Genomic DNA, 11,784 nt, shown 5'->3' on the forward strand with positions numbered 1-11,784 from the left:
GCCCTCGTGATCCGAACGGCGGCGGAACCATGCGGACACCGTTGTCCGCCAGTACCAGGAGGTTCTCCGTGAGGAGTTCGCTCAACCACCCCCCACTCCTCAGACGACTTACCATCGCCGGTGGCCTGGCGGCCGCGCTGGCCTTCGGGACCGTGTCCGCCGCAGTCGGCGGCGCCCAGGCCCAGGGCGCGTCCGGCGCGGACGTGTCGGCCGACGTGTCCGCTGCGACGAGCGCACCGCTGAAGGACTATGACCGCGAGATCGTCGACCAGTTCGACTCGGCCAACTCCGTCAGTCACATCCGGCACCTCGCCGTGGACATCGGCCCCCGACTCAACGGCACCCCGCAGGAGAGGGAGGGCGCCGAGTACATCGGCGGCATCCTGAAGTCCTACGGCTTCGATGTGACCCTCCAGTCATGGGGCCCGGTCTCGACCAAGAGCGTCGCGAAGGTCACGTCCCCCAACGCCGACCTGCCGGGGGGACCGAACTGGCAGATGGCCGCCTCCACCAGCGCGAAGTTCACCGGCAACGACGCTGTCGTCGAGGGCCAGGTCGTCTACGCCAAGACCGGCCAGTCCGCCGCGGACTTCCCCGACGACGTCGCGGGCAAGATCGTGCTGATGGACTACAACGCCACCGCCTCGGTCCGCAACACCGCCGTGGTCAACGCGGTGAGCCGGGGTGCGGTCGCGGTCATCCTGGCCTACCCGACCGGGAACTCCGCGCCGCCGTCGTTCACCCTTACTACGGCCCAGCCGAATATCCCGGTGATGGGCGGCGGCAGCGCGCACTACACCTGGATCACGGATCTTCTGGCCAAGGGCCCGCTGACGCTGCGGATCACGACCAACCAGTACGTGAACCCGATGGGCACCAACGTCATCGGCATCCGGCACGCGGTCGGCGACCCGGACGGCACCAAGGCTCCGATCGTCATGGTCGGCGCGCACATCGACTCCGTGCTGGGCGCGCCCGGCGCCCACGACGACGCCTCGGGCAACGGCGTCTCGCTGGAGATCGCCCGGGTCCTCAGCCAGTACCCGCTGGACAAGGAACTGCGGATCGGCGGCTTCGGCGGTGAGGAGGGCGGTCTCCTCGGCGCGAAGGCGTACGTCAACACGCTGACCGCGGCGGAGAAGGCCCGGTTCGTCGGCGAGTGGCAGATGGACATGGTCGGCACGCCGTACGAGCCGGCCCGGCTGTGGGCACTGACCCCGAACGGCCAGTCGAACTTCGTGGTCCAGGAGGCGTACGACGCGGCCGCGCGTGTCGGCTTCGACGGGCTGCGCAACTGCAGGCTCGGACAGAGCGACCACCAGGCGTTCTACGACGTGGGCATCCCGTCCTCGCTGTTCATCTGGCTCGACTACCGGCCGCCGGCCCCGCCGGCTGTCTGCGGTCCGACCGGCGGCACGTACGTCACGGAGCCGCAGTACCACAAGCCGACGGACACGATGGACAACATCAGCCCCGAGCGGCTGCAGATCACCCTTGACGTCGTGGGCGGTGCGGTGGCGCACAACGCGCTGAACGCGGTGACGGTGTCCGCCACCTCGGACGCCGGCCAGCCGCTGGCGGGCGCTCCGGTGCGGGCCGACTGCGGCAACGGCCTGCGCGACCTCGGCACGACCGGGGCCGACGGCCGACTGCGTACGGTTCTCCCGCACTCCACCTGCGACTTCACCACCACGGCCGAGGGCCGGACGGCGACCGAGCGCGGCGTGTCGATCGCCGGTGACCGAGCGGTGAAGATGACCGTCGATCTCACCAAGCCGACGATCTCCCTCACCACGCCCGCCGATGGCGCTGTCTTCACGCTGGGGACGGCCGCGACCGCGTCGTACCGGTGCGATGACAACCTGTCCGGGGTGGCCACCTGCACCGGCACCGTGCCCGACGGCAGCCCGCTCGACACCTCCACCGTCGGCTTCCACGCGTTCACCGTGAAGGCCGCCGACAACGCCGGAAACGTCGCCGACCAGAAGGCGACCTACCAGGTCGTCTACCCCTGGCACGCCTCCTTCCCCGAGACGATGGAGGGCAAGGCCGGCAGCGCCGTACCGATCAAGTTCAGCCTCGGCGGTGACCACGGCACCGGTGTGATCGCCTCCGGATACCCGGTCTCCCGGCCGGTGACCTGCGCCACCGGAAAGGCGACCGGCCCGGCCGAGTCGACCAGCAGCCCCGGGAACTCGAAGCTCGGCTACGGTGACGGCCAGTACAACTACGTGTGGAAGACCGACCGCGGTTGGTCCGACACCTGCCGCCAGTTCGAGCTGAAGCTCGATGACGGCAGCAGCCACTTCACGACCATCAGGTTGAAGTAGCCGAAACGTGCGGGAGCGGAGTGAACGACCTCCGTTCCCGCACCGCTCCGCCGGCAGCCGGATGAACCGCTGACTCCCTAATCGGAGGCCGGGTTCGAGCCCCTGGCGGCGCACCAGCGAGAAAGCCCAGGTCGGCATCACCGACCTGGGCTTTCCTGGTTTCGTTCTCCATCCTGATCACGGCGGTCGCTCGTCGTCCGCTCGCGAGGCCTGGTCGCCGCCTGAGACGGGTGTGGCGGTGGCAGCGAGGTGAGCGAGTGGGCGAATCTCGATGAGCGCAGGGAACGCCGCAGACTCCGCGACCGGCTTGCCGAAATTGGCAAGCACGTCAACGCCGTACGGGGTGACGAGGCCGCGGACGTCCCTGACGTTCCTCCGTTCCGGCCGCGCCACAACGCGGTTTGGCTGGCATGACCCGGCTTTGCCCACATTTCGAATGGCGCATTTGGCGTGAGATTTCGTGAAATGCGGCTTCGTCCGAAACTCTGCGTTCTGGGGGCCCGTTATGAGGTGACCGTGTGCTGTTTCGGTGTTCGCGGCAGCCTGTCCCGCGAGGGTGCTCGCGTCCGCTGAGGTAATGATTCCGATTCCTTTCTCGGCGCTGAATGCGTACGCCGATTCGCCGCGGCGGCGGGATAACTGATCTCGATATTTCATGATTTTTCCGGCAAAATCCGTCTCATGACGCCACGGGCCGGTGACCATGCCATCGTCTTGGGAGCGGGAATCAGCGGGCTGCTCGCCGCCCGGGTGCTGACCGACTTCTATGACCGGGTGACGCTGGTCGAGCGGGACTCGCTGGCCGTCGACGGGCCGCGCAGGGGCGTGCCGCAGAGCTTTCACGCCCACGCCCTGCTCGCCAGGGGCCTCCAGATCATGGAGGAGCTGTTTCCCGGCGTGACCGAGGAGATGATCACGGCGGGGGCCGTGCCGTACGCGGCGGCGCAGGTCCGCATGATCATGGGAGGCAGCGAGTTCGCCCGGGCGCCGACCGGGGAGATCGGGGTGTCGGCGACCCGGCCCTTCCTGGAGGGGCACATCCTGCGACGGGTACGGGCGCTGGACCGCGTGGCGATCGAGGACGGCGTCCAGGTCACCGGCGTCCTGACCAGGGGAGGCGAGGTCGTCGGGGCGAGTGTCGCCGGGCCGGACGGGGAGCGCGAGCTGCCCGCCGACCTCGTGATCGACGCGATGGGCCGGGGCGGGCGCACCCCCGCCTGGTTGGACGCGCTGGGGTTCGACCGTCCGGAGGAGGACACGATCAGGGTCGAGGTCGCCTACGCCACCCGGTACGTGCGATTTCCCGATGGGGCGGTGGAGGGCGACCGCATGGTCCTCGTCGGCGCGTCCCCCGGAACGCTCAAGGGCGCGGCCCTCTGCGAGGTGGAGGGCGGCCGCTGGCTGGTGACGCTGGGCGGCAGCGCCGGTGTCCGCCCGCCGGCCGACCCCGAGGGCTTCCTCGCCTGGGTCGACGAGGTGCTCCCGCCCGACGTGGCCGCGGCCGCCCGCGATGGCGAGCCGCTGGGTGAGATCGGCGTGGCCAGGATGCCGACGAGCGTCCGGCGCAGGTACGAGCGGCTGGGCCGGTTCCCGAAGGGGCTCCTGGTCACCGGGGACGCGATCTGCCACTTCAACCCGATCTACGGCCAGGGCATGTCGGTGGGGGCACTGGACGCGCTCGCGCTGCGCGACTGCCTGCGTGAGGGGACCGGGGACCTGGCCGGCCGGTACTTCGCCGCCGTCGCGAAGGCGCTCGACCCGCCGTGGCGGCTCTCGACCGGCGCGGATCTGGCCCTGCGCGAGGCCGGGGACCAGAAGACCGTGGCGAGCCGCGTCCTCAACGCCTATCTCGGCAGGATGCGGCGGGCGGCCGCGCGGGACTGGCGGGTCGCGGAGGCCTTCACCCGGGTGACCGGGCTGCTCGACCCGCCCTCGGCGCTGGCTCGCCCGGCCGTGGTCTGGCGGACGCTGCGCGGGTGAGACACACACCCGTCAGCGGTCGCCCTCCCCGCGGGCGGCAAGGGCCTCGCCCAGCTCGTCCGCGTGCCGCAGCGTCCTGACCAGGAACGGCACGGCGAACGCGGTGACCGACCGCTGCGCGCCCCGCGCCCTGGCGGCCTCCCGCACTTCGGCGGCGATCGCGGACAGCGCGGCCACCGCCTGCAGGGTGAGCCCGACGAGCAGGCCGATCCGGTCCGGCCGGACCCCGAACCGCCGCAGCGGCCCGAGCCCGTGCTCGACCGCGGCCACCACGTCGTCGATCCTGGTGGTGATCGTGAACAGGTTCGCCGCGGCCAGGGCGGTCACGACGCGCAGGCACACCACCAGCGCCTGATCCGCGCCGAGCAGCCACCATTGCACCGCGAACACGAACGCCGCCAGCACCCCGAGCGAGCGGGCCACCCCCGCGCAGCGCCGGAGCGAGACCCGCGCCACTCCGTACGCGAGGACGACGGCGGCGCAGATCCCGCCGAGCCAGACGGGGGAGCGCAGCGCGAACACCGCCGCCGCCAGCGCGAGCAGGGCGGCGAACTTCCAGCCGGCCGGCACACGGTGCACCGGACTCGACCCGGGCTCGTACCATCCGTCCGCCGTCATGTCACGAGCGCGCGGTAGTGGCGCAGCGCCGGCCCCGGCTCGTCGTCCGCGACGACCCGGCCGCCGTCGAGCACGACGACGCGGTCGAAGCCGTCGAGCAGGTCGAGATCGTGGGTCACCATCACGACCTGCTGTTTCAGACCGGTCAGCAGTTCGGCGAACCGCCGCTTGTTGCGCAGATCGAGCAGCGTGGTCGGTTCGTCGCAGACGAGCACGGCGGGGTCGAGCGCGAGCATGGCGCACAGCGCGAGCAACTGCTTCTGGCCGCCGGAGAGCTGGTGGGCGGGGTGGTCGGCGTAGCCGGCGAGGCCGTACTCGGCCAGTATCTCGGCCGCCCGCTCGGCGCGCTCCCGGCGGGAGAGCCCGGAGCGGCGCAGTGAGAACGCCACATCCTCGCCCGCCGTGGGCATGACGATCTGGCTGTCGGGGTTGGTGAAGACGAACCCGACCCGCCGCCGCACCTCGCGGCCCTGGCGGGCCGGGTCGAGCCCGTCCACCAGGACGCGTCCGGAGGTCGGCAGGACCAGGCCGTTGATCATGCGGGCCAGCGTGGACTTCCCGGAGCCGTTCGCGCCGACGAACGCGACCCGCCGCTCGGCCAGGCGCAGCTCCACGTCGGACAGCACGACCCGCTCGCCGTAGCGGTGCCCGACACCCTCGAACTCGATCACCGCACCGCCTCCCACATCGCGGCCACGCCGACGCCCCCGCCCGCCGACAGCGCGGACAGGCCGCGGCCCGCGCCGCGTAGCCGGACGAGGGTGGCGAACAGCCGCACCACGAGCACCGCGCCGGACGCGCCCCACGGGTGGCCGAGCGCGATCGCGCCGCCGTCGGGGCTGACCGTGTGCTCGTCGACGCCGGCGGCGTCCAGGCAGGCGAGCGTCTGGCCGGCGAAGGCCTCGTTGAACTCGACGACGTCCGGTGTGCGGTCGAGCACCGCCTTCATGGCCGGGACCGCGCCCAGGCCGAGCCGGTTCGGATCGACGGCCGAGGTCGCCGAGGCGGTCAGCCGCAGGCCCGGTAGTCCGAGCCGGCGGCGGAGCGTCTCGCTCACCACGAGCACGGCGGCGGCTCCGTCGTTGATGCCGCACGAGTTGGCCGCCGTGGCGGTGCCGTCCGGGGTGAACGCGGGCCGGAACCGGGCGAGGCGCTCCACGGTGAACCCGGCGCGGGGCCGCTCGTCCCGCTCGACGCCGTCGATCGAAACCAGCTCGGCCGCGAACCGGCCGTCCCGTACGGCCGCGACCGCCCTGGCGTGGCTGCGCGCGGCGAAGGCGTCCTGCCGCGCGCGCGAGACGCCCGCCTCGGCGGCCACCAGGTCGGCGGCCGGGCCCATGTCCGGGTCGCCGATCTCGGCCGGGGCGAACGGCGCCCGCGCGTAGGGGAGCGGCGGCTCGCCGGGGGAGTCGGGACGCCACGCGCGGATCGGCGCGGTGGAGGCGCTCTCCACGCCCCCGGCGAGGTACGCCCGCCCCTCCCCGGCGCGGATCATCGCGGCGGCGAGGACGATCGCGGCGAGCCCGCTGGCGCACTGCCGGTCCACGGTCAGCCCGGGGACGCTCTCGCCCAGCCCGGCGCGCAGGGCCGCCATCCTGGCCGGGTTGCCGCCGGGGCCGAAGACGTTGCCGAGGACGACGTCGTCCACGGTGTCCAGCCCGGCGTCGTCGAGCACGGCGCGCAGCACCGGGGCGGCCAGCTCGTCGGCGGCGTACCGGCGCAGCGCGCCGTTCGCGTTGCCGATCGGGGTGCGCCGCGCCGCGACGACAACCGGGGTGAGGTCGTCGTTCATCGCAGCGGCTCGGCCGGGAGGGTGCCGTCCCGCAACTGGCGGGCGATCGCGGCGCGGGCCGGCTTGCCGGACGGCGTGCGGGGGAGCGCGCGCGTCGCCAGCCAGCGGCGCGGCCGTTTGCCCGGTTCGAGCGCGGTCCGGACGGCCGCGCGCAGGTCGCGCAGCGCCGGACGCGTGCCCGCGCCGACCTCGACGACGGCGGTGACGATCGCGCCGAGCGCCGGGTGCGGGGTGCCGGTGACGAGCACGTCCGCCACCCCGGGGACGCCGCGCAGCACCGCCTCGACCTCCTCGGCGGACACGAGCCTGCCGCCGCTGGACACGACCGCCCCGGCCCGGCCGCGCACCAGGAGGCAGCCGGACGGGTCCAGTTCGACCCGGTCGCCGACGGTGGACCATCCGGCGCCGTCCGGTTCGAGCACGCCGTCGCGGAGGCGGCCGCCGTACGCGAGGGGAGAGTTCACCCACAGCAGTCCGTCGCGGAGGTCGAGCCCCACGCCGGGGACCGGGCGCAGGCCGTCGTCGCCGCGGCGGATCGCGATCAGCGAGTGCTCGGCGGAGCCGTAGTACTCGACCAGCTCGGCGTCCGGCAGCAGCCGGGCGAACCGCTCCCGCGTCTCGGCGCCGAGGTGCGCTCCGCCGCAGACCACCGTGCGCAGCGCGCAGGCCGCCCGCAGGTCGGGCCGCCGGTCGAGGACGTCGAGCAGTGCGGCGAGCATGGCGGGGACCAGATGGACGGTGGCGGCGTCACGGGCGGCCCCGGCGGCGGCCTCCGGATCCCAGCGCGGCAGAAGTCGCAGGTCGTGGCCGCACCACAGCGCGTGCAGCGCGCCGAACAGGAACAGCGACGAGCTGAGCGGCCCGGGGATCAGCACGGGCCCGGGAAGGCGGCCGAGCGCGGCGAAGCTGCGCAGCCACGACCCGCGGGTGCGGATGAGCACCTTGGGCCGGGCGCCGCTGCCGGAGGTCGTCGGCAGGTAGAAGAAGGTGTCGTCGTCTCCGGCAGGCGAGATCCTGTGGGCGGCCGGGTCCGGCGTGCCGGTGACCACGAGGTGCGGGAGGGCGTCGGCGAGCACCGCCGCGCGCTCGCGCGGCGTCCACGCCGGCTCGACCACCAGCGTGGCCGCGCCGAGCAGGTCCGCGCCCAGGAACCACGCCAGCGCGTCCCACGGGTCCGGGACGTCGACGGCGATCCGCGCGCCCTCGCCGGCCCCGCGTTCGGCCAGCCGCCGCGCGGCCCCGTGCGCCCGGGCGAGCAGCGCGTACGGGACCCGGGCCGGGCCGAGGAGCGGCGGCGTGGCGAGGGTCATGCGGCCCGCTTCGCCGATCCGGCCAGGCGTCCGGGCAGGGCGCGGTGCAGGACGGCGGCGACCAGCGAAACCGCCACGACCTTGGCCGCGTCACCCGGCAGGAAGACCAGCGACTGCGTCGCGGCGGCGGGCAGGTCGCCGGTGTAGAGGCCGAGGAACGGGACGCCGATCAGATAGTCGGCGACGAGCCCGGCGGCGCCCGCCACGAGCAGCACCGGCAGCTCGGGGCGTGCCGCGCGCTCCACGATCAGGCCGACGACCAGCGCCGACAGGATCCAGCCCAGCAGGAAACCGCCGCTCGGGCCGAGGAAGGGGCCGATCCCCGCGCGGCCGCCGGACAGCAGCGGCAGGCCGATCGCGGTCAGCGCGAGCAACAGCACGACCGACGCCGCGCCGCGCCGCGCGCCCAGGACGGCGCCCGCCAGCAGCGGGCCGGCGTTCTGCAGCACGATGGGCACGCCGGAGCTTCCCACGTAGACCCCCGGAAAGATGCCGAGCACCGCGATGAAGGCGGCGAACACGACCATCCGGGCCAGGTCGGCGGCGGGGAGAGGGGTACGGGGTCCTGACACATCGGACACGATATCCAGCCGCCTCCCCAAGACAGAAGGCCGGGAACGGCCCACGCCCGCGTGAAGTACTCAGGCGGAGTCGGGTAGTCGTACTCAGGCGTGGAGGCCGGGGCGGGGCGGACCATCGTAGGCATGAAGACCAAGCCCATCCAGCCCACGATGACGGCCGCCTACTACGCCCAATGCGTCATCTCGTTCGGGCTCGCGCTCACCAGCGTCGCGGTCGGCATCGCGTACCTGCCGGTCAGCCCGTGGGTGCGGGCGTTCCTGGCGGTCGGGGTGATGTACACGGTGACAACCGCGTTCGCGCTCGCCAAGTGCGTGCGCGACCGGCAGGAGCTCGACAGCATGTCCAACCGGGTGGACCAGGCGCGCCTGGAGAAGCTCCTGTCCGAGCACGACCCGTACAAGGTGGACGGCGTGTGACCTCGGGCTCCTATTCCTCGTCCAGCCCGCGCTCGATCGCGTAACGGACCAGTTCGACCCGGTTGTGCAGCCGCAGCTTGCTCAGCGTGTTCTGCACGTGGTTCTGCACGGTGCGGTGGGAGAGCACCAGCCGTTCGGCGATCTGCTTGTACGAGAGCCCCTTGGCGACCAGGCGCAGCACCTCCGTCTCGCGCTCGGTGAGGCTGGGGCCGTCGTCGGGCGGCGGCTGCGCGGCGAGCCTGCGGTACTCGCCCAGGACGAGCCCGGCGAGGCCCGGGGTGAACACGGCGTCGCCCTCGGCGGTGCGCCGTACGGCCTGGAGGAACTCCTCGCGGCTCGCGGACTTGACCAGATAGCCGGAGGCGCCCGCCTTCACCGCCTCGAGGACGTCGTCCTGCTCGCCGCTCGCGGACAGCACGAGCACGTGCGGCGGGTACGCGGAGGCGGCCAGCCCGCGAGCCACCTCGACCCCGGACAGGTCGGGCAGCCGCAGGTCGAGGACGACCACGTCGGGACGTACGGCCGCCGCGACCCGGAGCGCCTGGCGCCCCTCACCCGTGGTCGCCACCACGTCGCAGCCGGCCTCGCCGAGATCGCGGGCGATGGCGTCGCGCCACATCGGATGGTCGTCCACCACCATCACCCGCAGACCGTTCACGACCGTAACTGTAGGACGGCCGGGCGGGGCCCGTGGAGGCCGTGGGCACGGTCAGCTCGACCTCGGTGCCCTGTCCGGGGACGGAGCAGACGTCCACCGCGCCGCCGAGGGCGGCGATCCGGCCGCGGATGGACTGGGCGACGCCGAGCCGGCCGGCGGCCTCCGCCTCGGCCAGGCGCCCGGCGGGGATGCCCGGGCCGTCGTCGCGTACGGTCACGGTGACGGAGCCGCCGTCCCCTTCCGCGAGGACCCAGGCCAGGGCGCCCTCGCCGCAGTGCCGGCGCACGTTGTCCAGGGCGGCGGCGACCGCGGCCACGACCTCCTCGGCCGATCTCGCGGGCAGGAGCAGCGGCGTCGCGGGCGTGGCCACGGTCACCGAGGCGGAGCCGAGCCGGCGCAGTCGGGCGCCGACGTCGGAGAGTCCCGCGCCGCCGGCCGCGGACGGGTCGGCACGGATCAGCTCGCGCAGCGCCGCCTCCTGCTCTCCGGCGAGCCGTCCCAGCTCGGCCGCCTCGCCGCCGATCTCCAGCCCGCGGCGCTGTACGAGGGCCAGCACCTGGAGGACGGAGTCGTGGATGCCGCGGGCGAGTCGTTCCCGCTCCCGGCCGGCCGCCTCCATCTCCACCGCCCGTTGGAGCCGCCGCTCGGCCTGCTCGGTGAGCCGGGCGACGTGGCCGACGACGGCCCCGGCCAGGATCAGCAGGGCCGACCCGTTGAAGGGGACGAGAAGGTCGAGTCCGCGCAGCCCGCGCACCCACAGGTCGGCGGCCGACAGCAGGACACCGGCCACGACGCCGGCGCGGCGTCCTCCGTGCACCGCCCAGGCCAGCACGGGGCCGCCGATCCAGGTCGCCGTGATCGGCACGACGCCGCCGGGCTCTGTCTCGGGCCCCTGCGCGTACGGCGAGGCGAGCAGGCAGCCCACGGTGACGAGCAGGTCGATCAGCAGCAGCGCCCGGCCGCGCGCGACGCGGTAGGCGGCCGTCGCCCCCGCCGTCCAGAGCGCCATAACGCCGAGGATGAGCCACCCGAGGGCGGGTCGCCGATAGTCTCCCGAGGCCGCGAGCAGCAGCGCGGCGTACGCGAGCGAGGCGACGCGGTACACCGCGATGGCCCGCCAGAAGGGTCCGTCCGTGCCCATGGGCTCCCGAGTCTCTCGTCTCTCACTTTTATGCCATATGGACGGATTCTTGGGGTGGGGGGCGGTGTCCGCCGGGCCGTACGAGGAGATCAGTAGAGGGAAAGGGCGCCGGGGCCGCCGCAATCGGAGGGGAACACGTGGCCGCACACGCGAAGGCCCCGAGGATGCTCGCCGAGTTGGCCGCCGAGTTCACGGGCACGCTGATCCTGATCCTGTTCGGCACGGGCGTGGTCGCGCAGGTCGTCGCGGCCGGTCTCGGGAACCACGACAGCATCTCGTGGGCGTGGGGACTCGGCGTCGCGTTCGGCGTCTACACGGCGGCGCGGATCAGCGGCGCGCACATCAACCCGGCCGTCACGCTCGCGCTCGCGGTGTTCAAGGGCTTCGCCTGGCGCAAGGTGCTGCCGTACACGGTGGCGCAGACTCTGGGGGCGTTCGTCGCCGCGCTGCTCGTGCGGTGGAACTACGACGAACTGCTGACCAAGGTCGATCCGGGTCTCACGTTGAAGACGCAGTTCGTGTTCTCGACCCTGCCGGGCAACGGGTCGCTGCCGGTGCCTCTGTGGGGCGCGTTCCGCGACCAGGTGATCGGCACGGCGATCCTGCTGTTCCTGATCTTCGCGGTGATCGACAAGCTGAACGTCGCGCCGGAGGCGAACCTGTTCCCGCTCATCATCGGGCTGATCGTGGTGGCGATCGGCATGGCGTGGGGCGCCGCCGCGGGGTTCGCCATCAACCCGGCACGCGATTTCGGCCCGCGCCTCGCGTCGTACATCACCGGGTACGCGACGGCATGGCGAGACCAGTACGGGGAGCTCTATTTCTGGGTGCCGATCGTGGCCCCGCTCATCGGCGGCGTGGTGGGCGCGGGTCTCTACCAGCTCCTGATCGCCCGGTTCCTGCCGATCCCGGAGCTGGAGGTGGGCCGTGTCCCCACCGAGAACGAGGGCATCTGAC

Annotated in this window: 12 protein-coding genes; 4 read left to right on the plus strand and 8 right to left on the minus strand. The window is 73.2% G+C overall.

From position 1 onward, the window contains the following. The first annotated feature begins 68 nt into the window (after positions 1-68). The gene (locus tag AWQ68_RS30815) at positions 69-2,330 is read left to right on the plus strand and encodes a PxKF domain-containing protein (protein WP_066947076.1); all 2,262 of its coding nucleotides are present in this window, start codon (positions 69-71) and stop codon (positions 2,328-2,330) included. A gap of 177 nt (positions 2,331-2,507) precedes the next feature. Here the strand turns inward: AWQ68_RS30815 and AWQ68_RS42920 are convergent, their stop codons facing one another. Then, entirely contained in the window at positions 2,508-3,035 is a 528-nt protein-coding gene (locus tag AWQ68_RS42920) for a hypothetical protein (protein ID WP_157545963.1), read from the minus strand. Here AWQ68_RS42920 and AWQ68_RS30820 point away from each other — a divergent pair. Next, positions 3,012-4,310: an FAD-dependent oxidoreductase gene (locus AWQ68_RS30820; RefSeq protein ID WP_066947079.1), complete on the plus strand. Its 1,299-nt coding sequence runs from the start codon at positions 3,012-3,014 to the stop codon at positions 4,308-4,310. The genes AWQ68_RS42920 and AWQ68_RS30820 overlap by 24 nt on opposite strands. A gap of 12 nt (positions 4,311-4,322) precedes the next feature. On the opposite strand, the gene AWQ68_RS30825 is transcribed toward AWQ68_RS30820, so the two are convergent. From AWQ68_RS30825 to AWQ68_RS30845, 5 genes are read right to left on the minus strand one after another with little or no spacing between them, the layout of a single operon-like run. After that, positions 4,323-4,928 carry an energy-coupling factor transporter transmembrane component T family protein gene (locus AWQ68_RS30825; RefSeq protein ID WP_066947081.1) on the minus strand — a complete coding sequence of 202 codons (606 nt, stop codon included), beginning with the start codon at positions 4,926-4,928 and terminating at the stop codon, positions 4,323-4,325. Further along, complete coding sequence (locus AWQ68_RS30830) at positions 4,925-5,599, minus strand: energy-coupling factor ABC transporter ATP-binding protein (protein WP_066947267.1); 675 nt, start codon at positions 5,597-5,599, stop codon at positions 4,925-4,927. Before AWQ68_RS30830 ends, AWQ68_RS30825 begins: the two co-directional genes overlap by 4 nt. After that, the gene (locus AWQ68_RS30835) at positions 5,596-6,720 is read right to left on the minus strand and encodes a thiolase family protein (protein WP_066947084.1); all 1,125 of its coding nucleotides are present in this window, start codon (positions 6,718-6,720) and stop codon (positions 5,596-5,598) included. Before AWQ68_RS30835 ends, AWQ68_RS30830 begins: the two co-directional genes overlap by 4 nt. After that, positions 6,717-8,030: a class I adenylate-forming enzyme family protein gene (locus AWQ68_RS30840; RefSeq protein WP_066947097.1), complete on the minus strand. Its 1,314-nt coding sequence runs from the start codon at positions 8,028-8,030 to the stop codon at positions 6,717-6,719. Before AWQ68_RS30840 ends, AWQ68_RS30835 begins: the two co-directional genes overlap by 4 nt. After that, entirely contained in the window at positions 8,027-8,602 is a 576-nt protein-coding gene (locus tag AWQ68_RS30845) for a biotin transporter BioY (RefSeq protein ID WP_218007107.1), read from the minus strand. Before AWQ68_RS30845 ends, AWQ68_RS30840 begins: the two co-directional genes overlap by 4 nt. A 132-nt stretch (positions 8,603-8,734) precedes the next feature. Here AWQ68_RS30845 and AWQ68_RS30850 point away from each other — a divergent pair, with 132 nt between their 5' ends. Further along, positions 8,735-9,028 carry a YiaA/YiaB family inner membrane protein gene (locus AWQ68_RS30850; protein ID WP_066947101.1) on the plus strand — a complete coding sequence of 98 codons (294 nt, stop codon included), beginning with the start codon at positions 8,735-8,737 and terminating at the stop codon, positions 9,026-9,028. Between the two features lie 10 nt (positions 9,029-9,038). Here the strand turns inward: AWQ68_RS30850 and AWQ68_RS30855 are convergent, their stop codons facing one another. Together AWQ68_RS30855 and macS are read right to left on the minus strand one after the other, a co-directional pair. Continuing rightward, positions 9,039-9,668, minus strand: coding sequence for a response regulator (locus AWQ68_RS30855; protein WP_066947103.1), 630 nt, complete (start codon positions 9,666-9,668; stop codon positions 9,039-9,041). After that, positions 9,580-10,827: a MacS family sensor histidine kinase gene (gene macS / locus AWQ68_RS30860; RefSeq protein ID WP_084464583.1), complete on the minus strand. Its 1,248-nt coding sequence runs from the start codon at positions 10,825-10,827 to the stop codon at positions 9,580-9,582. Before macS ends, AWQ68_RS30855 begins: the two co-directional genes overlap by 89 nt. A 137-nt stretch (positions 10,828-10,964) precedes the next feature. Here macS and AWQ68_RS30865 point away from each other — a divergent pair, with 137 nt between their 5' ends. Continuing rightward, positions 10,965-11,783 carry an MIP/aquaporin family protein gene (locus tag AWQ68_RS30865; RefSeq protein ID WP_218007108.1) on the plus strand — a complete coding sequence of 273 codons (819 nt, stop codon included), beginning with the start codon at positions 10,965-10,967 and terminating at the stop codon, positions 11,781-11,783. The last annotated feature ends 1 nt before the right edge of the window (position 11,784 follow it).

It is taken from the genome of Microtetraspora fusca, assembly GCF_001570365.1.
GTDB classification, from domain to species: Bacteria; Actinomycetota; Actinomycetes; order Streptosporangiales; family Streptosporangiaceae; genus Microtetraspora; species Microtetraspora fusca.

Bases quoted from the DNA above. Each gene is read 5' to 3' on its own strand.
- AWQ68_RS30820 (WP_066947079.1), top strand. From the start codon at position 3,012: ATGACGCCACGGGCCGGTGACCATGCCATCGTCTTGGGAGCGGGAATC.
- AWQ68_RS42920 (WP_157545963.1), bottom strand. From the start codon at position 3,035: ATGGTCACCGGCCCGTGGCGTCATGAGACGGATTTTGCCGGAAAAATC.
- AWQ68_RS30825 (WP_066947081.1), bottom strand. From the start codon at position 4,928: ATGACGGCGGACGGATGGTACGAGCCCGGGTCGAGTCCGGTGCACCGT.
- AWQ68_RS30835 (WP_066947084.1), bottom strand. From the start codon at position 6,720: ATGAACGACGACCTCACCCCGGTTGTCGTCGCGGCGCGGCGCACCCCG.
- AWQ68_RS30840 (WP_066947097.1), bottom strand. From the start codon at position 8,030: ATGACCCTCGCCACGCCGCCGCTCCTCGGCCCGGCCCGGGTCCCGTAC.
- AWQ68_RS30850 (WP_066947101.1), top strand. From the start codon at position 8,735: ATGAAGACCAAGCCCATCCAGCCCACGATGACGGCCGCCTACTACGCC.
- AWQ68_RS30855 (WP_066947103.1), bottom strand. From the start codon at position 9,668: ATGGTGGTGGACGACCATCCGATGTGGCGCGACGCCATCGCCCGCGAT.
- macS (WP_084464583.1), bottom strand. From the start codon at position 10,827: ATGGGCACGGACGGACCCTTCTGGCGGGCCATCGCGGTGTACCGCGTC.